The following is a 21106-nucleotide window of genomic DNA, read 5'->3' as shown; positions in this document are numbered from 1 at the left end:
CGTTCCGCGTGCCCAGTCAAAGGTTACTTAGCCGCTGGCCGGACTATATTGGGTGATGAGTAGCGACGCCGAGGGGCCGAGCGACGACCGCCGAAAGTACGAATTCAAGAAGGTCATCGAGGACCTCAGAGAGTACGAAGGCTCAGGAACTCAGCTCGTCACGATCTATATCCCCGAAGACAAGCAGATATCTGACGTTGTAGAGCACGTCATCACAGAGCACAGCGAAGCGTCTAACATCAAATCGAAGCAGACGCGGACGAACGTCCAAGACGCACTCACGAGTATCAAAGACCGCCTCCGCTACTACGACACCTTCCCACCCGAACGCGGTATCGTCATGTTCTCCGGTGCGGTCAACTCCGGCGGCGGCCAGACCGATATGGTCACGAAGGTACTCGAAAGCCCGCCAGAGCCGATTCAGTCGTTCCGGTACCACTGCGACTCGAACTTCCTCACCGGACCGCTCGAAGACATGCTCATGGACAAGGGCCTGTTCGGTCTCGTCGTCCTCGACCGCCGCGAGGCCAACGTCGGGTGGCTGAAAGGCAAGCGCGTCGAACCGGTCAAGAGCGCTTCGTCGCTCGTCCCCGGAAAGCAGCGCAAAGGTGGTCAGTCCGCCCAGCGTTTCGCCCGCCTCCGCCTCGAAGCCATCGACAACTTCTATCAGGAGGTCGCCGGCATGGCGAATGACCTGTTCGTCCCAAAACGACACGATATGGACGGCATCCTCGTCGGTGGTCCCTCACCGACGAAAGACGAGTTCCTCGACGGAGATTACCTCCACCACGAACTTCAGGACCTCGTCGTCGGGAAGTTCGACGTGGCGTACACCGACGAATCCGGCCTGTACGACCTCGTCGACGCCGGCCAGGACGCGCTGGCCGACCAAGAGGTCATCAAGGACAAAAAGCAGATGGAGGAGTTCTTCGAGAAACTCCACCGCGGAAACGAGTCCACCTACGGGTTCGAGGCGACACGTAAGAACCTCGTTATGGGGTCTGTCGACCGCCTCCTCATCTCCGAGGACCTGCGGAAGGACGTCGCCATCTACGATTGTGGCGGGCAAGAAGAGTACGAACTCATCGACCACCGGCACGACACGCCCAGCCACGACTGCGAAGACGGCTCCGAAGCCGAACTGAAGGAACGCGAGGACGTTATCGAGTTCCTGATGGACCTCGCAGACCAGCGTGGCACCGAGACGAAGTTCATCAGTACGGACTTCGAGAAAGGCGAACAGCTCTACGACGCTTTCGGTGGCATCGCCGGCATTCTCCGGTACTCCACCGGCGTCTAATCGACTCCTCCTCGGCGTCTTCGCGCACGCGAGCGCGAGAAGATAAGTATCGAACGCCGACCTGATATCGACCGCCGACACGACCGCCGAGTTACAACTCGACTCAGGCTGTAACGGCCGTCCCGCGCGCACCGTCAGCCTCAGAGAAACGAATCTAACTGCTCCTGTCGACGGGCTACGTCGAAGTGTGGGTCAGTCGCCTCCTGTTGGAGTCGATTGAGCGTGAGTTGCACATCGACACCCTTGCGTTCGGCGTACTCGAGACAGTCTACGATTGCGGAGCGGTTGAGCGCCAGCGAATCGAGAAGGCTGACTAACACCACAACCGCGGCACCGCCCTCACCATCGGGAATAGCACCTGCAAGCGGTCCAGATATGCCTTCGGTCGGAGGGTTTTCGCTCGGCCGAACTCGGAGGCAATTACTACACAACGCAAGTGTCAGTGCCGCTTCCGGCGTATACTCTTCGAGCGGTTCGGGGACTGAGAAGACGGCCTCCTCCCCGCCACAGTCGGGACAGGACATAGCGAACACTACGCGGCACGGTGATGAAAAGTGGTCGGTGCCCCGACCGAGAGAGTGTCGTCAGATGTGAGAAGACGAAACTTAGTTCGCCGCAGCGGCTTCCGCCTCGGCCTCTTCGGCGGCCGCCCGCTCTTCTTTTTCTTCTTCTTCCTTTTTCGCCTTAATCTTCTTCAGGCGGAAGATTTCCTCGCGCTCCTGTTCTTCGAGCTTCTGCTCGATGTACTCCTGGTTCTCGTACAGTTCGGGCAGTAGCTTGAATTCGAGTGCGTTGACACGGCGCTTCGTCGTCTCGATCTCTTCGAGCATCTTCTTCATCGCCGTCTCGACCTCCGCGGCGAGGATGATGGATTCGAGGAGTTCCTCGTAGGCGTCCGCGGCCTCGTCGATGCGGGCCGAGGAGCCGAGCAGTCCGTAGCCACGCTGGTCGAGGCTCTTTTTCACGCGCGAAGACTCGATTTGCGGGACGACGACGCCCATGATGTTCTTCGACTGCGTCGTAATCTCGGGGTACTCTTTCAGTGCGGCCGCCGCACCGCGAACCGCCACGTCACCCTCCATGGCGCGGGCCATGTTGATGGTGTTCTGGGCGCGCTCGTAGTCCTGGTTGAGGTTCGCCCGCACGTCCTGTGCCTGGTCGAGAATGTCCATGAACTCCATAATGAGGCCGTCACGCTTCTGTTCGAGCGTGTCGTGGCCCCGCTCGGAGAGTTCGATGCGATCCTCAATCGCCATCAAGTTCTTGCGGGTCGGCTTGACGTCTTCGGCCATCTTTGGCGGGGGTTGTTCGCCTGGGGTGTTAATCTTTTACTGTCTAGCCCGTCAGGCCGGGAGAAATTCGTCGGTCTGCGGGTGAGAAGGGACGTATCAGTGAGAGGAAACATATCAGCGACACGAAACGACGTGAATAGTGACCCGAGACTACGCAGGATGTCTCTCGAAGAATCCCGAGACGAGTTTTCGCTCGGCCGCCCGGAGGTGTTGATGGAACGTCGCACGGGAGATATCCATCGCGTCGGCGAGTTCGTCACCCGTGACGCCGTGTGGCCACTCGAAGAACCCACCCAGATACGCGAGTTGAAGCGCAGTGTGTTGTCTATCGGTGAGTTCCGCGCTGAGGCTAGCGACGAACTCTCGGGGTGTCTGTGGCGGAGCCGCGCGGTCTCTGACGGCGCGAAGTTCGACGCCGTCCGCCGCACTCTTCAGGTCGTCGAGTAACGACCGACCCACCGTCCGGTCGGGGACCACGGTGGTGAACCGACAGCCGTGTTTGTCCGCTTCGAGGTCGGTTATCCGCCCGCCTGCGTCTGCCACGAGATGCGCGAGCGACCCCGATGTGAGTGTCACATCGTACAGGCCGATATTGTCTCCGCGGGGAAGACGTGTGACCTCGGACACGCCATCTGGTTCGAAGTCCACCTCGTCGAGGTTGGTCGATGGCGGCGTCGAAACGAACAGGCTGAGTGTTCCGTCGTCGTGTGGGACGGCCCCTTCGTACTGGAGTTGACACCCGGCGGCGGCCGCAAGGCGAACCAGCGGTTGAGTCGAGTCACTCACGTTCACGTCGAGTTCGAGAACGTCGTCCGAGAGGAGCGACCGGCGACTCTCGAACGCGTCGATAGCCGCACCGACGGCTCTTCCGAGTGTTCCAAAGACAGCCGTTATCTCCTCGTTGAGAGTATCAGAGTTACTGTCCGTGTCAGTATCCGGATTCGTGTCCGCATAGACTGTCAAAACACCGTAGAGCGTCTCCCGGTGAATCAGTGGAACCGCAATGACTGATTGAAACGGGACGTGCGAATCCTCGTGCACTGGCCCATCCGGAACTGTCCCTGACTGGACAGTCCGCGTCTGGACGGCCCGTGCTGTCGGGTCAGTTGCGTCATCGCGGTCGATTTCGAGTGCTTCGATAGACGACCCGGTACTCCCCGCCCACTCACTCGGGACGATAGTCGCTGGTGAGAGGTCGCAGTCCCCAATCCACGCGCAATCGAACTGCTCGGTTTCAGCGACTCGGTCGCACACAGTGGCTTCGAGGTCTTGGCGCGTCTCCGCTCTGACGAGCGCACTCGTCACGTCTTCGAGAAGCCCTTCGATGTGGTCGACGAGCGTCTGAAGCCGTGTTCGTTCCTCTTCGACCCGTGCAGCGTACTGTTCTGCGGCCGCTTCCGCACGGACCCGCTCTGTGATGTCGGTCTGGAACCCGACGTAGTGTGTCACCGCTCCATCCGGGCCACTCAGTGGTGCGACATCGACGCGGTTCCAGAACGTTTCGCCGCTCTCGCGGTAGTTCAGAAGTTCGACGGACGCCGATTCTTCGGCTTCGATGGCCCGACGGAGTTCGGCCACTTGTTCGAGATTCGTCCTCGGTCCCTGCAGATATCGACAGTTCCGGCCCAGCGCTGCCTCGGCGCTGTAGCCAGTCAACGACTCGAATGCCTCGTTGACGTAGACGAGTGGCAGGTCCGGCAGCGAACAGTCGGCAATGGTGATGCCGACCGGAGCCTCGTCCATTGCTTGTTCTTTCAGGTCCTCAGTAATCTGCCCGGACGCTTCCGTCCCGTAGCGACGCCACGCGACGGCGCTCCGAATTCGCTCCGGAAGTCGTTCGAAGAGATTCGAGTCGACGAGCGGGACAACATCTGCGGCACCGGCGTCGTGTGCGTCCGCAGACGAGAGGTAACCATCCTCGGGAACGACTGCGACGAGTGGGGCCGCAGTCTCAGCGTGCAAATTCTCGATATCGTCGGCCCGGTCGCTCGCAACCACAACGCAGTCTATCGAGTTGCCTCGGAGTCGCCGTCGTGCCGCCTCGACCGAGGAGACGGTCTCGACGGGGAGCGGCGAGAGTACGTCTTCGAGTCGGCCTCGGTCAGCATCAACGACGACCGCAAGGACGCGAGGGAGTGGCGTCGATTCGTTCATGGACTACACACTTGCCGACTCCATAAGGAAGTTCGCGAGGAGTGCGCCGAAACGGCCAGTACACGATGCAATACGATTCGTAAAGTGCGGTCGATGCGGCACGCTGTGGGCGGAGAATAAAGAGGAAAATCGGAACCGAGTGCGAACGTGAGGGTAGCCTTCGTTAGGCTTCCGCTTCGACCGTCTCGGCGTCTTCCTGATAGTAGTCCTCGATGAGGTCCTCGTCGATACGGTTGAGTTCGGACTTCGGCAGCATCGACAGGAGTTCCCAACCGATGTCGAGCGTCTCCTCGATAGACTGGTCCGAGTCGAAGCCCTGGTTGACGAACTCGGCTTCGAAGCGCTCGGCGAAGTCGAGGTACTTGTTATCACGCTCAGAGAGCGCTTCGCGACCGACAATGTTCACGAGGTCGCGAAGGTCTTCACCCTCTGCGTACGCCGCGTACATCTGGTCGGACACGTCGGCGTGGTCCTCGCGGGTGAGGCCCTCACCGATACCGTCGTCCATAAGACGCGACAGCGACGGGAGCACGTCCACCGGGGGACGGAGACCCTGACTGTTGAGGTCACGGTCCATCACAATCTGACCCTCGGTAATGTAACCGGTCAGGTCAGGAATCGGGTGCGTGTCGTCGTCACCGGGCATGGTGAGAATCGGAATCTGCGTAACAGACCCTTCACGACCCTTGATACGACCTGCACGCTCGTAGAGCTGTGCAAGGTCGGTGTACATGTAACCGGGGTAACCACGGCGACCCGGAACCTCTTCACGGGCCGCACCGATCTCGCGGAGTGCCTCACAGTAGTTCGTCATGTCCGTGAGGATAACGAGGACGTGGTAGTCCTTCTCGAACGCGAGGTACTCGGCCGTCGTGAGGGCGAGACGCGGCGTGACCGTCCGCTCGACTGCGGGGTCGTCCGCGAGGTTCGTGAAGACGACGGAGCGCTCGAGTGCGCCCGTGCGCTCGAAGTCTTCCATGAACTCGTTCGCCTCTTCCTGCGTGATACCCATCGCGCCGAAAATCACTGCGAACTCGGAGCTTTCGCCCTCACCGCTTTCTTCCGGCACCGTCGCCTGACGTGCAATCTGCAGCGCAAGGTCGTTGTGCGGCAGACCGGACCCGGAGAAAATCGGGAGCTTCTGACCGCGAACGAGCGTGTTCATGCCGTCGATGGACGAGACACCCGTCTGAATGAACTCTTCGGGGTACTCGCGCGAGAACGGGTTAATTGCTGCGCCAACGATGTCGCGACGTTCGTCGGGGACGATTTCGGGGCCGCCGTCGATTGGCTGGCCGGACCCGTCGAGCACGCGACCGAGGAGGTCCTCGGTCACGGGCATCTTGAGGGTCTCGCCGAGGAACTTGACGGACGCGTTCCTGTCGATACCGGTCGTGCCTTCGAACACCTGAATCGCGACGATGCCCTCGCTGGATTCGAGGACCTGTCCACGCTTGGTCTCGCCTTGCGGTGTCTCGATTTCGACGATTTCGTCGTAACCAATCGCCTCGTCGACCTCGGCGAACACCAGCGGGCCGCTGATTTCGGTGATAGTCTGGTATTCCTTCATGGTCTCAGTACAGCTCGCGGAGTTGCTCTGTGATCTCTGCTTTGAGGTCCTCGATGTACGCACCCCAATCTTCCTGCACACCGATGCGGTTCAAGCGGGGAACCGCCTCGATGGCCTGAATCTCTTCGACGGGGACGCCGGCTTCGAGCGCCTTGAACGCCTCGTCGTTGAATTTGTGGATGGCGGTGAGGATACCGTACGTCTTTTCGGGTTCACAGTACGTGTCCGTCGGGTGGAACGCGTTCTGCTGGAGGTACGCCTCACGGAGGTAGCGAGCGACCTCGAGGGTCAGCTGCTGGTCCTCCGGCAGGGCGTCCTTACCGACGAGCTGAACGATTTCCTGAAGCTCGTTCTCCTCGTCGAGCACGTCGACAGCCCACTGGCGTTCGTCCGGCCAGTCGTCTTCGACGTTTTCGACGAACCACGGGTCGAGCTGCTCTTGGTAGAGCGAGTAGGACTCGTTCCAGTTAATCGCCGGGAAGTGACGACGCTCGGCGAGGTCTGCGTCGAGTGCCCAGAACGTCTTCACGATACGCAGGGTGTTCTGCGTGACCGGCTCGGAGAAGTCGCCGCCCGGCGGCGAAACTGCGCCGATAACGGAGACAGAACCTTCCTGACCGTTGACGGTCGTGAAGTATCCGGCGCGCTCGTAGAACTCGGAGAGACGCGCGGCGAGGTACGCGGGGTACCCCTCTTCACCGGGCATCTCCTCGAGACGCGAGGAAATCTCGCGCATTGCCTCTGCCCACCGGGAGGTGGAGTCGGCCATCAGCGCGACGTCGTAGCCCATGTCGCGGTAGTACTCCGCGATGGTGATTCCGGTGTAGATGCAGGATTCACGGGCTGCCACAGGCATGTTGGACGTGTTCGCGATGAGGCACGTCCGGGCCATAAGCGGGTTGCCCGTCTTCGGGTCGTCGAGTTCCGGGAAGTCCTCGATAACCTCGGTCATCTCGTTACCGCGCTCACCACAGCCGACGTAGACGACGATGTCAGCGTCGGCCCACTTGGCGAGCTGGTGCTGCGTAACCGTCTTTCCGGACCCGAACGGACCCGGAATCGCGGCCGTCCCACCCTTCGCGATGGGGAACAGACCGTCGAGGATACGCTGACCGGAGACGAGCGGTTCGCGCGGCGTCTTCTTCTCAGCCGCCGGACGCGCCTGACGCACCGGCCATTCCTGGTGCATCGTAATCTCTTCGCCGTTGTCGAGTTCGACGACCGCCTCGGTGACGGCGAACTCGCCAGCTTCGACGGCGACGACCTCGCCACCTTCGAAGTCCGGCGGGACCATGACCTTGTGTTCGATGGTCACGGTTTCGGGGACCGTACCCACAACGTCACCGGGGGCGACTTCGTCGCCTTCGGAGACGGTAGGTTCGAACTCCCACTCCTTCTCCAGGTCGATACCGGGCGCGTCGACACCGCGGTCGAGGAACGCCGAGTCCATCTTGGACTCGAGGACGTCCAGCGGACGCTGGACACCGTCGTAGATGGCGTCCATCATCCCGGGACCGAGGTCGACGGTCAGCGGTTCGCCCGTACTCTCGACGGGTTCGCCGGGACCGACACCGGAGGTCTCTTCATACACCTGAATGGTCGTGAGGTCGCCCTCAATCTCGATGACCTCGCCCATTAGCCCTTCGTCGCCGACATAGACGACGTCGTTCATACGGGCGTCGAGGCCACGGGCGGTCACGACCGGACCACTCACGCTTGCGATGACACCGTCCTCGCGAACGGAATCTTGTGTTGCCTGACTCATGTTTGGTTATTCGTCCATCAGATCGATACCGATTGCTCTCTTGATCTGGTCGCGGAGACCGCTCGCCCCACCGGAACCGCCGAGCGTCACGAGCGTTGGCTCGATGCTGCGCTCGACAGATTGGCGGGCGTTACGCGAAAGGTGGTCGAGGTCGTGTTCGTGCATCACGATGATGCCGACGTCTTCGTCCTCGAGCGTGCGTATAACGGCCTCGTCGAGTGCTTCGTCCTTTTCTTCGTCCGGGATGTTCTCGAACTTGCGGACGCCCGCAAGTCGGAATCCCGTGGTGAAGTCCGGACTGCCGATAACTGCGATTTCCTGGCTCATAGGATGACCAGCTCCTCCTCGATTGCATCGGGGTCGAGCCCTGCCTCGCGGCCGCGGGCAATCGCCCGAATGTTGTCGACCTCGCGCTCCTTGGCGAGGATGTACGAGACGATTGGGGTGACAGACAGCGGGTACACGTGTCCGAGCGAGTCACCGTACTCCAAGAGTGCCGCATCGAGGGCACGCTCGAAGCCGATGAGGCTGTCTGCCTCTTCGAGGTCCGAAAGAGCCGACGAGAGACGGTCACCGTACCGGCTGTCACGGATTTTTGAGACCAGTTCGTCCGGACTGGTCGCCAGCGCCGCAATTTCTGACGCCCGGAACAGCGTTCCGCCCTCGATGAAGTAGTCGACTGGGTCGAGGTCGGCACCACTGCGAGCGATACGGAGTGCGTTGCGGGCGTTTCGGAAGTCTATCTCTGCTTCGAGGAACTCGCGGTACTGCTTGGCTTCTTCACCAACGACCAGGCCTTCGAGCAGTTGCTCGTAGAAAGCGCGGTCGACCGCGTTTTCCAGTGGTACGAGCACGCCAACCTCTTCGTAGTCTTCGTAGGCGGCCTCGAGACCGTCGCCGAAGATGGTACCGGAGAGCAGGTCGACGATTTCCTCAAGTTCGCTTGCGTCAAGCAGACGCGAGATGAGTTTATCGTCAAACTCGCCTGCGCGGATGAGGTCAGCTTCGACCTCGTTGCGTGGCGTATCGGAGTAGATGCCACGGATGATGGTCTTGATGTTCCACGCGTCGAACTTCCGAAGATACCGCGCGATGAGGTCGTAGAGGCGGCCACCTGCCCAATCGAGGATGTCGTTGAACTGCTTCGCCAGATTCTGGTTTAGCGCGAACTCGATGAGGTCGACACCGGAGAAGCGACTTCCCAATGCGTTGACCTCGTTTTCGTACTCCGACTCCTCCATGAATCGGGCAATCTCGGCCGGCCCCATACGGACCAGTTTGCGGTACTCCTCGTCTCCGAACAGGGCACTGCGTCGCGCTCGAACACGAGCGATAACGTATTCGGGATTCGAGCCGCCAGCAGTGCTCATTGGTCGTCGAACAGTCGCGTACTCACTTCCTTCAGGTTGTCCTCCCAGACTGTGTTGAGGACCGAGTCGAAGGTGTTGTTCACCCGAACACGCGAGTTCTCGCCTTCGACCACGACGCCACCGAGGCAGTCGCGCTCACCAGCGACCTCGTACCCGTCGTAGTCGGCAAGGATGGTTTCGAGCAGGTCAGCGTCCTCGGCACGGCCGTAGACGCTGACTTCGTCCTCGTCTTCGAACTCAACCGCGGCAGCGTCGAGAAGCGAACGGGTGAGCTCTTCGCGACGGTCGCCTTCGAGCTCAGCGAGTTCGTTTTCGACCTGCTCGCGGACACGCTGCAGGACGTCACGGCGAGCGCCGAGTCGTGCCTGCTTGGCTTCGAGCTTCGCACTGGAAAGCGCCTGTTCGCGCTCCCGTTCGATCTGCTGCTCGATGTCGGCCTTACGCGATTCGAGGATGTTCTCGGCGTCGGATTCGGCTGCGGCGATGATATCGTCCGCCTGTTCTTGGCCGTCCTGCCTGATTTCCTCTGCGCGTGCGCGGGCTTCGTCTCGGATATCCTCAACGACGTTATCCAAACTCATAATGGGAAAGGGAGGGGTGCTTAGGCCGCGAAAACAACGACCAGTGCGAGGATGACAAGGGTTTCGGGGAGGACCGTAAGGATCAGCCCGTTGACGAAGAGACCCTCGTCTTCAGCGATCGCACCCATCGCAGCGGAACCGATACCACGCTCGGCGTATCCGGCTGCGAAGGCGGCAATACCGACCGAAAGGGCCGCCGCAGCACCTTCGGTGATCGCGGGCGAGGAGGTGGCTTCACTCTGCAGTGCAGTCATGAGGGGTTCAATTGCTTCAATCATTGTGTGTTCCTGAGTACCGGATTGTCGTCTCCGAACGTTCGTATGTGTTGCAAGCCTTCTCATAAAGGTTCCCAAAATAATCGGGTGAAATACGGCATTCGGGCGGCTGTCGGCGGTGATTCCGGCAGAGCCGTTGCTATCGAAGCGGTCGATAAAGAAGGTACCGCCTGTTCACTCAGTCTTCGGTCGTGAACTGACGGTCGTAGCCGAACGGTTCGTACTCGCGTCCACCGCCCTCGAAGAATTTGCCGAAGAACTCGACGTATTCGAGACGGACGGCCTGCAGACCGGCACTCGTGACACCGAGTGCGAGGACGACGAGGTGACCGACGACGAGAACGAGCAGCCCACCAACGACACCAGCAGCGCCGGAGTGGAACAGCCCGCCGAAGAGGATATTAGTCACTTCGTGCCCGTGGACCATCTCGCCGATGTGTGGCATGTGGCCGAGACCGAAGTGCCACTCCACTTCGCCGCCGTGTCCGGTGGTGTACACACCGAAGACAAGCAGGTTGACGGCGAACGCCATCGACGCCTTTGCGATGAGGACAGCGCCGAGACGAGTGTACGACAGGACGTTCGAGAGAACGCTCGCGAACTCGGCGAGCTCTGCTGGTTCTGCCATCGCGAGGAAGGCTGCCCCGAGCAGATAGAGGCCGAGCCCGGCCCAGCCGACAGTGTACGAGAAGCCCGAGAAGCCGAGCGGGAGAAGCCCGCCACTGGCGAACGTCGTGAACAGGAACTCGGGGGGAACGCCACCGAGCGCATCGCTGAAGACCCAAATCCACAGGCCATTCAGCATGAGAATCCACGAACCGGCTTCGAGGACGGCTTCTTTCGCACCGTGGAGTTGGAACTTCTCGACGAAGTCGAAGATGTACCCCACGTTGAGGTGGAAGATACCGACGACGACGCTCACGGTGAGCCAGCCGAGTGCCCACTCAGAGGTGGCCGGCGACAGACCCTTCTCGATTGGGGGGTGCGAGAGACCGAGCGCACCTTCCCACAGGTACTGGGTGATGAGGTGGAACCCGAATATTTCCCCGTAGAGGATGCCGAAGAGCGTGGTGAAGAGACCAGCGGCAATCGTCATTCCACCCATGCTCTTGAACGTCTCGGATTCGAACCCCGCATAGAGGTAGTATCCGATGGCGGTGTAGATAACACCGTATCCGAAGTCCCCAATCATGAACCCGAAGAACGCCGGGAACGTCAGGAACAGGATAACAGTAGGGTCAAACTCGTAGTAGTTCGGTCGGTTGACCGCCTGTACGAGCAGTTCGAACGGCTTGACTGCGCCGCTGTTGTTCTGGACGACCGGTGGTTCGTCGTTGGACATCGTGACCGCCCCACCGTCGGTGGCGGCGGCAGTTCCGCCGGCCTCTGGAACCCCTTCGCGTGCGTGGTCGTGTCCGTCGTGGGAGAACTCCGCGCGTTCGAGTTCCTCGACGTCGACGTGCTCGCCGACGATGGATTTCAGCTCACTGGCGAACGTGTTGTATCGCTCCGTTGGAATCCACCCTTCGGCGACGAAAGCGTTCTCCGTCGTCGCAAAGGACAACGGTGCTTCCGTCTTCTGTACGTCGATGTCGAGACGTTCCTCGGCTGCAAGGAGGAACTCGCCTTCTTCGACCGCAATGTCGTGAAGCTCGGACTCGACGGTTTCGAGCTTCGATTCGAGTTCGCGTTTTTCTTGTTCGAGGTCGCGGATGTGGTCTTCGGGGCTTCCCGAGGCATCCGGAACTTCGAGCGTGGCGAACTCGGCACCAACAAGCGCGTCCGTAAGCGCCATCTCGGATGCACCCTCAGTCGGGCGGCCGAAGATGGCGTGGGTTCGCTCACCGGAGAAGATCTCATACGCATTGATCTCACCGGCGTCCACGACGGCACGCTCAATCTCATCGCGATTGCCATGACCGACGACGACCTGCAGCGTGTCGTACCCCGAAAGCAGGTCGAGGTCGATGCCCAGGTCGACGAACGGCTCCATCGCGTCGATTTCTTCGTCCACCGCTCTGAGCTTGTTCTCTAGCTCTGAGCGACGGTCGTCCAGTTCGTTGACTTCGGTCCGAATCTCTTCGAGCGGCTCGCCGAGCGCGTCGTCCGGGACGATGCGCTGACGGCCGGCGTCGGAGTCTTCGACGCCGAGGATACTCTTGAGCGAGCGGACGGTGACGAGCTTGTCGGAGGCGCTCTCCGCGCCCTCGATGGGCGTCCCCGTCTCGAATCCGAACTCCTCCTGCCACGAGCCGTCGTATTCGGTGACGTGCAGCAGTCGGAGGTCGTGGACAGCCTCGATGACCTCGGGCATGACGCCCTTAGAACCGGTCACCGAGACCTTGCTCATTTGCTCAGGTCTGAGCATTCACCGCCTCCTCGAATTTGCCGATGGCGTACTCGACCGCGTCGTCGATGTGGTCTTCCGCCTCGGCGACCAGTTCGTCACGGGCTTCCTCACCTTCTTCGAGGATACGTTCCCGCTCCGTCTCTATCTCCGCGCGCCCCTCCTGCAGACGCTCGGATTCGAGTTCGTCAGCCTCTTCTTCGGCCTCGGAGCGAATCTCATCGGCTTCGCGACGTGCCTCCGCGACGAGCTCCTCACGTTTGGCCTCGGCCTCTTCAACGATGTCGTCGGCCTCCTGCTCGGCCGTTTTGATTCGTTCGAGAACCTCTTGTCTCGGCATACTCGTATCACAGGAACGTTGCACAAGCGCTGTATAAGGTGTTTGCGGAAAGTCGGTGACAGATGTTCCGAAACACCGAAATAAACGGCCGTTCGAACGCCGAACTGCGCGGCGAATCCGCACCGTTATCATCGGTGAGTCCTAATCCCGGCGCGATGGGAGTCCTCGAAAACAAAGCGCGGGCCCGCCTGTTCTACAAGTATCTCTCGAAGGTGTACGACCAGGTGAACCCGTTCATCTGGAACGAGGAGATGCGCGACGAGGCGCTCGAAATGCTCGGTATCGAGCAAGGAGACCGTGTCCTCGACGTCGGATGCGGAACCGGTTTCGGGACCGAAGGACTGCTCCGCTACACCGATAACGTGCATGGCCTCGACCAGAGTATCCACCAGATGCAGAAGGCGTGGAAGAAGTTCGGCAAGAACGACCAGGTCCGCTTCTACCGCGGTGACGCCGAACGCCTCCCCTTCGCCGACAACTCGTTCGACATCATCTGGTCGTCCGGGTCAATCGAGTACTGGCCGAACCCCGTCACCGCGCTAGAAGAGTTCCGTCGCGTGGTGAAACCCGGAAACAAAGTGCTCGTCGTCGGTCCCGACTACCCGAAGAGCGGCGTCTTCCAGAAACTGGCCGACGCAATCATGCTCTTCTACGACGAGGAGGAAGCCGACCGGATGTTCGAAGCCGCCGGCTTCGTCGATATCGAACACCACATCCTCCAGCGACAACCTGGAAGCCCACGTGCTATCGTGACTATCGCGCGCGCACCTGACGAAGAGTAATCTAAAGCGAGCCGTCGCGTTTTCCGACCGTTCACCAAACCTGAAGCGTACCGCCGCGTTCACCACCGCTCAGGAAACTGTTGCCCGGAGCACCGCGACCGGTGTCTCGTCGTCGTACACTCGAACGACAACCGACGACCCAGTTGTGATGTCGGGGTCGTTAGTGCCCGCAAGTTCGAGACTCGCGCGCTCGCCGACGGTCCAGCGGGAATCAGCCGCCGCATTGAACGGTCCCGTCGGTCCCGGACGAAACCCCCGGGCTGAGAAGAACGGAACTGGCGGTTGGTACGCCAGCGACTCGCCGTCGACCGAGATACGAACACTGAGTGTCTGGACGTCGAGTGGTGCGCCTCCTTCGTGTGTTATCGAGAGTGTTTCTCCGGAGACGGACAACGACAGGGCTGTCGGTCGTGTCGGCGTCGGCGACGACTCGGCGACGTCAAAGGCGGCAGCACCGACGACGCCGGCAACGACGACAACGAGTCCGACGAGGAGGACGCTTCCGACGAGGATAGAGGTCCCACGAGTCGCGTGCTGGAACTGACGGAACATCGAGAAGGCGTGGCCTCGTCATGCGATAAGAAGCTTCGGCCAGTGTAAAAGACCAACTGAGCCGTGTGAAGGCGAAGCTAAGAGACTCACTACACCCCGGGTGGGCCTTCGGGGGTCGCGGTGAGTTGCTCATCGGGCGTCGAATTCGACTGGTCAGTCGTGTTCGTTTCGAGTCCGGGGATGGGCGTCGGCGAGGAGGTGAGAACGACCGCCGAGTTACCCTTGATGACGGTAATCGTGAACGGTCCCGACGGTGAGACAGTCCAGATGGTTCCGTCGGTGCCAGTGTGCCCGAGTAGTGTGCTTTCTTGGCTGGCTTCGAGTCCAATGGTTACGTTCGCGTCGACGGGGTCATCCGTCTCAGTTTCGTTCAACTGAATTCGAAGCGGGCCACCGGGATAGGTCTGATAGGCGGTGAGCGAAAGCCCGTCTTTGACCTCGGTTTTTGGCGTTCCCGAAGTGACCGTTCTGAGTGGCCGCGCTTGCGACTCCTTGAACACTTCTCCGCTTCCGGCGTCGACATACGCGGACAGTTGTCCGCCGTTGTAATTGATACGCACGCGGTGACTGTTACCAGCGCTGATGACGTTTGTCCCGTTCTGGGCGGACCTGCTCGAATAGACCGTCGGATAGTTATCTGCGACGATACCGAGCGCCTCCTCGTACATGACCGTACTCTGGTCGCGGTCGCGAAGGTCAGAGCGGTAGGCCTCGCGGATGTACTTACCATCTGCGACGACACTGAGGACGACGCCGGTCTCACTCGTCCGCACGGAGAAGCGCGTCGGCTCGGCCCCGCCGGTCATGACAGCGACTGCGTGCTTTCGGACGGGGCCGGTGAACGTATCGAGTTCGCGCTCTAACCCCGCGAGGCGTCCGGAGTCGATAGAGAAGTCCGGCGTGTTGGATGCGAGAGTACGAAGTTCGACGCGGCGCTCGTTGAGACTTCGCGCCTCGGCGTCGATGCGGGCGAGTTCGACGAGGAGTTCACGGGCCGTGATTTGGTCCTGGTTGAACCGCTCGATAACGGTCCGCTGTGTGCTCTGAAGCGCGATTGCACGTTGCTCGATGCGGCTCAGTTCATCGATAATCAGCTGTTGGCGGATGCTGTCGTCGCTCGCCGATTCGATTCGCTCGATAGATGTGCCGGTCTGTATCTGTCCACCGGCTCTAAGCGCAGCGAGGTCGAGCGAGGGGCCGAGGTCGACATGTTGTGATTCGACCGTCGCTTGCACTAGATTCGACTCGGGGATGTCGAGCACGCGAATCGTCTCGTTCGGCACCTGCTGGGCCTGGGCCTGGGCCGGAGACGCCGTATCAAAGACCGATTGCTGGTCCGAGACAGCGTCGGGACCGACCGCGCCGAGAGCAGGCGACGCCACCAAGAGGATGGCGATGACGAGCGGAAGGGCCTTCATCGGCATAGGGGTACACAATGCCAGTACTAAAATGGCCCTCTTGTGGACCAACGACAGATAAAGTTTCGTTGCGCACACGGTGGCAACGATTGTCAATAGAGACGGAATGTGACGTTAAGTCGATGGAAAGCGTTTTCATCGCCGGACGAAACGGATTCACGTATGCGGAGCGCCGCCCTCATCGTTGCCCTCTTCATCATCATCGCCGGTGTCGCGGCACCAGTCACGGCAACTGGCGCCGCCACCACCGACACGCACGGCGCTAACACGGCGACATCCCTTGGTCAGACAACCCTTATCGCACAACAGTCGAACCTCGAACGAGCGCCCAAGACGGATATCGTCATCGAACTCCGTAACGACCGGTCGGCGAATTGGCGCATCGTGATGCGTTACGACCTCGAGACGGAAAACGAGACGAAGGCGTTCAGAGAGTTCGCACGGAAATACGAACAGGGGTCTGCGGATGTTGGTCTCGACGCTGAACTCTTCGAACAAGTCAGTGAGACGGCCGAAGCACAGACCCAGCGGTCGATGACAATCAAGAACACGACGAAGAGAGGGTACGTCAAAAACGACACGGGCGTGCTCGTCTTGACCTTCACGTGGACGAACTTCTTAGAGGAGACTGACGAGGGGCTACGTCTCAGAGACGCGTTCTCTGCGCGCGACAGCAAGACGTGGCTCACGTCACTTCGCTCGAACCAGAATCTCAGTATTCAGACCCCTCCGAAGTACGCTGTCAGTAGTACCCCTCGCGGTCTCCAACTGGAGGATAACGCGGTGGTCGTCGAAGGGCCACGAACCTTTGACTCGCCGGAACAGTTGGCCGTGAGTTATTACGTCCCGCCAGGGGTGGGCCAAGAAATCCCGTGGGAACTCATTGGCGGAGGGGTTGTAGTCGTCCTGATAGTGGGACTGCTCTACCTTCGCCGTCGGTCCACCACCAGCGAACGAACCCCTGCGTCACCCCCCGAGTCTGAGCCACGCAACGGTGCAGCGACCGAACCAGCACCCGCGCAAACAGATGAGCAAGCACCCGAAGCCGGAGCCGAGGAGGGAGCCGAAAGCGAGGACCCGGACATCGACCTCGACCTGCTCTCCGACGAAGAGCGCGTCGAACTGCTCTTAGAGCAAAACGGCGGACGGATGAAACAGGCGAACATCGTCAAGGAAACCGGCTGGTCCGACGCGAAAGTCTCGCAACTGCTGTCGTCGATGGCCGACGAAGGACAGGTCGAAAAGCTCCGTCTCGGCCGCGAAAACCTCATCTCGCTGCCGGACGAGGACGAAGAAACGGAGTAATCGGCTGACTGCACGTTGGCGGCGACGGTGCGAAAACGTTTATTCGCCCCCGTCGGTAGTGAACGTTGATGAAAGTTCTCGTAACCGTCAAAGAAGTGGCCGAGGTGGAAGAGGACTTCCAACTCGATGGCCTCCGCGTGGCAGAACAGTACCTCGATTACGACCTCAACGAGTGGGACGAGTACGCGGTCGAAGCGGCCGTCCAAATCGCCGAGGAGAACGACGACGTCGAAGTCGTCAGTGCGACAATCGGTCCCGAACGCTCCGAAGAGACCATCCGCATGGCGCTCGCCAAAGGCGTCGACCGCGCCATCCGCGTGTGGGACGACGCACTCGAAGACGTAGACCTTCTCGACGTAGGCGCAAAGACGCGACTCCTCTCGGCAGTCGTCGAAGAAGAAGAACCCGACCTCGTCCTCACGGGCGTGCAGGCAAACGACGATAGCTTCGGTGCGACCGGCGTCTCGCTGGCGTCCGCAATCGACTTCGAATGGGCCGCGGTCGTCAACGACCTCGACCTGGATATCGACGGTGCCGTTGCTAACGTCCGCCGCGAACTCGAAGGTGGCGTCGAAGAACTCACTGAAGTCGACCTCCCCGCCGTGCTCACCATCCAGACCGGTATCAACGAACCCCGCTACGCGAGTCTGCGCGGGATTCGTCAGGCACAGTCCAAGGAAATCAAGCCGATGGCGCTTTCGGACCTCGGACTCGACGGGGCGGCCCTCGAATCCGACCTCGTGTTGACCGACATGTACGAACCGGAGACCGAATCTGAGGCGACGTACTTCGAAGGTGGTGCCGGGGAGCAAGCCGCCGAACTTGCGACTGTGCTCCGCGAGAAGGGGGTGGGTGCCCAATGAGCGACGTACTTGCCATCACGGAACACCGCCGCGGCGAACTCCGTGACGTGTCGTTCGAACTCGTCACCGCCGGTGCCGACCTCGTCGGTGACACCGGCGGCGACCTCCACCTCGCTGTCATCGGCGGCGACACGGATGGGTTTGCCGAGGAACTCTCGCTCGACGGCGTCGACACCATCCACACCGTCACGGAAGGCGACGAGTTCAACCACGACGTGTACGTACAGGCCGTCACGGAACTGTACGAGGAACTCGACCCGACGTACGTCCTCATCGGCAACACGGTCAACGGGCTCGACTACGCACCAGCCGTTGCAGAAGGTCTCGACCTCCCGCTCGTGACTGACGCGGTTGGACTCCAGAACGACGGGACCCTCGAAGTCACCCGCGAGATGTACGCCTCGAAGGTCGAATCCACGATTGAAGTCAACGCCGACCGCGCCGTGGTCACCATCCGACCCGGCGAGTGGGACGCCACGGAAGCGGCGGGCGAACCCGCAGTCGAAGTGTTCGACTTCACTCTCGATGAATCTCGCGTGCGCTCGCGCGTAACTGGATTCGAAGAAGTCGGCAGCGGCGATGTCGACATCTCGGAGGCAGACGTGCTCGTCTCTGTCGGCCGCGGTATCGAAGAAGAAGAGAACATCGAACTGGTGCAGGACCTCGCAGACGCGCTCGATGCGACCCTGTCGTCCTCGCGCCCCATCGTCGACAACGGCTGGCTCCCGAAGGACCGTCAGGTCGGTCAGTCCGGGAAGGTCGTGACGCCGAAGGTGTACCTCGCAGTCGGTATCTCCGGTGCGGTCCAGCACGTCGCCGGGATGAAAGGCGCTGAGAATATCATCGCCATCAACACCGACCCCGACGCGCCTATCTTCGACATCGCCGACTACGGTATCGTCGGCGACCTCTTCGATGTGGTGCCGGAACTTATCGAGCAGTTCGAGTAAGTACTGAATCCCGTTTTTCGTTTTTTGACGCTGAGAGCGACTGCGCCGGAGTGTCAGTGCGAGGCCGATATCCCGTCGTGACACAGCGGTCAAAAACGCCACCCCCGTCGTCCCAGTCGCTCGGTTTCTCCAAATCCGGTACGTACTTCCCTACCCAACACTACGAACCGACAATGGAATACCTGGAGCGCCGGGTCACGATGGTAAACGACCGCCTCGAAGAGGTCGTCTCGGCGGTCGAGCCGTCGGAACTCGCCGACCAACTCGACCACGTCGCTCTCGCGGGGGGCAAACGCGTCCGCCCCGCCGTGACCATCCTCGCCTGCGAGGCCGTCGGTGGTACCCCCGAAGACGCCGTCGACTTCGCCGTCGGCGTCGAACTCGTCCACAACGCCTCGCTCGTCATCGACGACATCATCGACCGGTCAGACATCCGCCGCGGAACGCCCAGCGCGTGGGCTGAATACGGCTACGGGTCGTCAATCATCGCCTCCGACGGCCTGCTCGGGGAGGCGTTCGCCCTCCTCTCGTCCAGCGACCGAGCAACCCGTATCGTCGCCGAGTCCATGGTCGAACTCGGCGAGGGAGAGGCGACCGAACTCGTCGCCGTCCCGTCCAACGAGACGGAGTACATGCAACTCGCACACCGGAAGACGGGGGCACTCTTCCGCGCCGCCGCCGAGTTAGGAGCCGTCGCGGCCGGCGGAGACGCCCACGTCGTCGAAGCCTTCGGCGACTACGCGGCACGGGTCGGCGTCGCCTTCCAGATTCGCGACGACGTACTCGACGCGACCGCCGACGCAGAAGAACTCGGGAAGCCGACCGGACAGGACGCCGAGATGGGCCGACCGTCGCTCGTGCAGGTGACAGACCTGACACCCGAAGAAGCAAATCGCCGCGCACGACAGCACGCCGACGAAGCGCTCAACGCGCTCGAATCGTCCGGCGTCGACGACTCCGAACCGCTGGAGTACCTCCGCGACCTCGCCGAGTTCGTTATCGTCCGCGAAAGCTGAGCTAATCTAAGCTGAGCTAATCTAAGCTGAGTTGAGTTGAGATAGCTGAAACCGGGACAGTTCGCTATGCTGGTTGTTCCCCGTCACCCTCGGCACTTGTCGGGTAGTGCGCCTCTATCACTGCGAAGGTGAGTGTACTCAGGACTCCGAGGAGCGTGCCGACCGTAAGCGCGACGGCAAGCCCGGTGAGTTCGAACGTCTGGACGCCAGCAACACCTGTGGGGAGGAAAAAGCCGGAGAGCGCGTAGAGCACGATTGCGATTGCGGAGACGTAGAATGGTGCGTTGAGATAACGCCATTTGAAACGGTCGTGAAGGTATTCGTCCGTGACTTGGCCGAGACTGCTCGTGATACCGGCGGCGGCGAACCATTCGACTGCACCGTGGGCGAGTGCGGCGAGGACGATTCCCGGCGCTGGCTCGCCACCGACTCCATCCGAAACAGTCTGCAGGAGGTCGTACCCGCGGACGCCACCGACGACGAGCAAGGCCGCAGCGGCGACGTAGGTAATAATCGTGACGCGACCGGTGTAGAGCACGTTCCGGGTGCGGTCCGCGGCCTCATCGACTGCGGATTCGAGACCGAGTCCACGGAAGAGCGTGTACAGGCCAAGGAGTGCTGAAATAAGGCCGAGAACGACGGCTCCGGGAACGTCGAAGAAACTCGCAATGGTGACGAACGGATAGATGAGAAGCAGGATACCGAGCGGGACGAGGATGGTCCCGCGGGTCTCGGGGTCGGCAAGGACCTGCTTCATCGTGTAGTACATCGATTCGAGGTTCTGTGCCTGCCTGACGACGACCCGACGGACACCGTCGATGGGGACACGAGAGCGGATGACCGGAAGCACGGATTCGTCCTGTGCGCCGTCCGAGATGACGATGGCGTGAATGGACTCGCCGGTCGAGATGCTGGCGAGGACGGTGTCTATCTCTTCACCGATAGCCCGGTTAGCCTTCACGTCGCTTCCTTCCAATCCGGTGACTGCGGCGACTTCGACCTCCTCGTCTTCGTCTTCCAGCAGTTCGTCGTGAACCTGAATCCCCTGAAACAACACGTTCACGTCGGAGTCCTCAGGGTCGGCAGTGGCGAGTGCCACTGCGGCGTCCTCGACGTTCTGTCGGCCGACAACAGGAGTATCGAGTCCCGTCTTGCGGCCGAGGTCGTCGTCGAGGTCGACACAGAGGACCAAGAGCATCGTTGACTTCTATGCCACGGGGATATAT

At 60.9% G+C, this 21106-nt stretch carries 20 protein-coding genes; 6 read left to right on the top strand and 14 right to left on the bottom strand.

The features are described from left to right. Positions 1-55: 55 nt before the first annotated feature. Positions 56-1300, top strand: a complete 1245-nt coding sequence (prf1, locus tag HFX_RS01500; RefSeq protein WP_004058224.1) for a peptide chain release factor aRF-1 — start codon at positions 56-58, stop codon at positions 1298-1300. A 140-nt stretch (positions 1301-1440) separates the two neighbouring features. On the opposite strand, the gene HFX_RS01495 is transcribed toward prf1, so the two are convergent. The 11 genes from HFX_RS01495 to ahaH all read right to left on the bottom strand — a co-directional run bounded on the left by HFX_RS01495 (position 1441) and on the right by ahaH (position 12994). Continuing rightward, entirely contained in the window at positions 1441-1824 is a 384-nt protein-coding gene (locus HFX_RS01495) for a DUF6276 family protein (protein WP_004058225.1), read from the bottom strand. An 81-nt stretch (positions 1825-1905) separates the two neighbouring features. Next, positions 1906-2592 carry a V-type ATP synthase subunit D gene (locus HFX_RS01490; protein WP_004058227.1) on the bottom strand — a complete coding sequence of 229 codons (687 nt, stop codon included), beginning with the start codon at positions 2590-2592 and terminating at the stop codon, positions 1906-1908. Positions 2593-2742: 150 nt separating this feature from the next. Then, entirely contained in the window at positions 2743-4746 is a 2004-nt protein-coding gene (locus tag HFX_RS01485) for a bacterio-opsin activator domain-containing protein (protein WP_004058228.1), read from the bottom strand. Between the two features lie 163 nt (positions 4747-4909). Then, the gene (locus HFX_RS01480; protein WP_004058230.1) at positions 4910-6316 is read right to left on the bottom strand and encodes an ATP synthase subunit B; all 1407 of its coding nucleotides are present in this window, start codon (positions 6314-6316) and stop codon (positions 4910-4912) included. A 4-nt stretch (positions 6317-6320) separates the two neighbouring features. Then, a complete protein-coding gene (locus HFX_RS01475) occupies positions 6321-8081 on the bottom strand; it encodes an ATP synthase subunit A (RefSeq protein WP_004058232.1) in 1761 nt (586 codons plus the stop codon). Positions 8082-8087: 6 nt separating this feature from the next. Beyond that, the gene (locus HFX_RS01470; protein ID WP_004058234.1) at positions 8088-8408 is read right to left on the bottom strand and encodes a V-type ATP synthase subunit F; all 321 of its coding nucleotides are present in this window, start codon (positions 8406-8408) and stop codon (positions 8088-8090) included. Next, on the bottom strand, positions 8405-9451 hold the full coding sequence (locus HFX_RS01465) for a V-type ATP synthase subunit C (RefSeq protein WP_004058236.1): 1047 nt from the start codon (positions 9449-9451) through the stop codon (positions 8405-8407). The genes HFX_RS01470 and HFX_RS01465 overlap by 4 nt, the downstream gene beginning before the upstream one ends. Beyond that, positions 9448-10032 carry a V-type ATP synthase subunit E gene (locus HFX_RS01460; protein ID WP_004058239.1) on the bottom strand — a complete coding sequence of 195 codons (585 nt, stop codon included), beginning with the start codon at positions 10030-10032 and terminating at the stop codon, positions 9448-9450. The genes HFX_RS01465 and HFX_RS01460 overlap by 4 nt, the downstream gene beginning before the upstream one ends. A 20-nt stretch (positions 10033-10052) precedes the next feature. Continuing rightward, complete coding sequence (locus HFX_RS01455; protein ID WP_004058240.1) at positions 10053-10310, bottom strand: F0F1 ATP synthase subunit C; 258 nt, start codon at positions 10308-10310, stop codon at positions 10053-10055. Positions 10311-10485: 175 nt separating this feature from the next. Continuing rightward, positions 10486-12675: a V-type ATP synthase subunit I gene (locus tag HFX_RS01450; RefSeq protein ID WP_004058242.1), complete on the bottom strand. Its 2190-nt coding sequence runs from the start codon at positions 12673-12675 to the stop codon at positions 10486-10488. After that, the gene (gene ahaH / locus HFX_RS01445; protein WP_004058244.1) at positions 12662-12994 is read right to left on the bottom strand and encodes an ATP synthase archaeal subunit H; all 333 of its coding nucleotides are present in this window, start codon (positions 12992-12994) and stop codon (positions 12662-12664) included. The genes HFX_RS01450 and ahaH overlap by 14 nt, the downstream gene beginning before the upstream one ends. Positions 12995-13149: 155 nt before the next feature. On the opposite strand from ahaH, the gene HFX_RS01440 reads away from it, so the two are divergent. After that, positions 13150-13776 (top strand): methyltransferase domain-containing protein, encoded by a 627-nt coding sequence (locus tag HFX_RS01440; RefSeq protein WP_004058245.1) that lies wholly within the window; start codon positions 13150-13152, stop codon positions 13774-13776. Between the two features lie 69 nt (positions 13777-13845). On the opposite strand, the gene HFX_RS01435 is transcribed toward HFX_RS01440, so the two are convergent. Continuing rightward, positions 13846-14328, bottom strand: coding sequence for a type IV pilin (locus tag HFX_RS01435; protein ID WP_004058247.1), 483 nt, complete (start codon positions 14326-14328; stop codon positions 13846-13848). A gap of 89 nt (positions 14329-14417) precedes the next feature. Further along, positions 14418-15746 (bottom strand): DUF7094 domain-containing protein, encoded by a 1329-nt coding sequence (locus tag HFX_RS01430; protein WP_004058251.1) that lies wholly within the window; start codon positions 15744-15746, stop codon positions 14418-14420. Between the two features lie 162 nt (positions 15747-15908). On the opposite strand from HFX_RS01430, the gene HFX_RS01425 reads away from it, so the two are divergent. The 4 genes from HFX_RS01425 to HFX_RS01410 all read left to right on the top strand — a co-directional run bounded on the left by HFX_RS01425 (position 15909) and on the right by HFX_RS01410 (position 19880). Continuing rightward, positions 15909-17051, top strand: a complete 1143-nt coding sequence (locus HFX_RS01425; RefSeq protein WP_004058253.1) for a helix-turn-helix transcriptional regulator — start codon at positions 15909-15911, stop codon at positions 17049-17051. Positions 17052-17119: 68 nt separating this feature from the next. Then, on the top strand, positions 17120-17914 hold the full coding sequence (locus HFX_RS01420; protein ID WP_004058255.1) for an electron transfer flavoprotein subunit beta/FixA family protein: 795 nt from the start codon (positions 17120-17122) through the stop codon (positions 17912-17914). Continuing rightward, positions 17911-18864, top strand: a complete 954-nt coding sequence (locus HFX_RS01415; RefSeq protein WP_004058257.1) for an electron transfer flavoprotein subunit alpha/FixB family protein — start codon at positions 17911-17913, stop codon at positions 18862-18864. Before HFX_RS01420 ends, HFX_RS01415 begins: the two co-directional genes overlap by 4 nt. Positions 18865-19037: 173 nt before the next feature. Beyond that, positions 19038-19880, top strand: coding sequence for a polyprenyl synthetase family protein (locus HFX_RS01410; protein WP_004058258.1), 843 nt, complete (start codon positions 19038-19040; stop codon positions 19878-19880). 64 nt (positions 19881-19944) lie between these two features. Here HFX_RS01410 and HFX_RS01405 read toward each other — a convergent pair whose 3' ends face one another. Further along, positions 19945-21078 (bottom strand): DUF373 family protein, encoded by a 1134-nt coding sequence (locus tag HFX_RS01405; protein WP_004058261.1) that lies wholly within the window; start codon positions 21076-21078, stop codon positions 19945-19947. Positions 21079-21106: the final 28 nt, after the last annotated feature.

It is taken from the genome of Haloferax mediterranei ATCC 33500 (genome assembly GCF_000306765.2).
GTDB lineage: Archaea > Halobacteriota > Halobacteria > Halobacteriales > Haloferacaceae > Haloferax > Haloferax mediterranei.
Note: the sequence above shows the minus strand (reverse complement) of the source record. Positions and strands in the feature narration are given on the sequence as shown.